Here is a 744-nt window from a genome sequence, read left to right as displayed (position 1 = left end):
TCCCCTCCCCGGCCGACGAATACGGCTGGCCCACCCCACCGGGGTGGTCTGGGCCGCTCACTGCGCCGGGGCCGCTCTGCCCGGTGGTTTCGCCGGTGTCGGTTCGTTCGGCGGGCTCGGCGTTCCGGGCGGCTTCGACGGGGCCGTTGACGGCGGACAGGGCGGCGAGGGTGAGACGGGCCTCCGGACCGCCGTTCTCCGCCAGCCGCCGCAGGAACGCCGGCACCCGCTCGGCCGATCGCGCCTGCCCGGCCCCGCCCGCCGGGCCGCCGTCAGCCCTCGGGCCGGACCCCTCGTCCGAGACGGTGCCGCCCACCGGCGCGGTCTCGTGGTCCGGGCCGGATTCGTCCGGCCGACCGGGCGCCTCCAGTTCGGCCGTGAGCCGGGCGGCCCAGAGCTCCGTCCGCAGCGGGGAACGCCAGCGGAGCAGGTCGCGGGCCTGGGTGATCGCCGTGTCGAACGCTTTCTTGCTCACCCCTAGACCGTATCGCCACAGGGGCCCCGCACCCCTGCGGCTACGCGGTCAGCGGAGCCGGGCGAGCCGGAACGCGGCGGAGGTGGCCGCCACGCTGCCCGGACGCGCGCCGGCGCACTCAAGCGTCGTCACCCCCCGTGCCTGGCGGCATTCGCCTGGCACGGGGGGTGTTCGTCAGCGGTTGTCGTCGGTCAGACCGGCCTTGCGGAGGGCTTCCGCCATGGCGCCGGTCGGGGCGGGACGGTCCTGACGGCGCTGGCCGCCCCGCC

Annotated in this window: 1 protein-coding gene; it reads right to left on the bottom strand. The window is 77.2% G+C overall.

The genetic code is table 11. The features are described from left to right. A partial coding sequence (locus tag FAF44_RS53485; protein ID WP_237111164.1) for a hypothetical protein occupies positions 1–475 on the bottom strand: 475 nt, incomplete at its 3' end. Positions 476–744: the final 269 nt, after the last annotated feature.

Source organism: Nonomuraea sp. MG754425 (assembly GCF_021699195.1).
Taxonomy (GTDB): Bacteria; Actinomycetota; Actinomycetes; order Streptosporangiales; family Streptosporangiaceae; genus Nonomuraea.
This window is presented reverse-complemented; position numbering and strand designations above follow the sequence as displayed.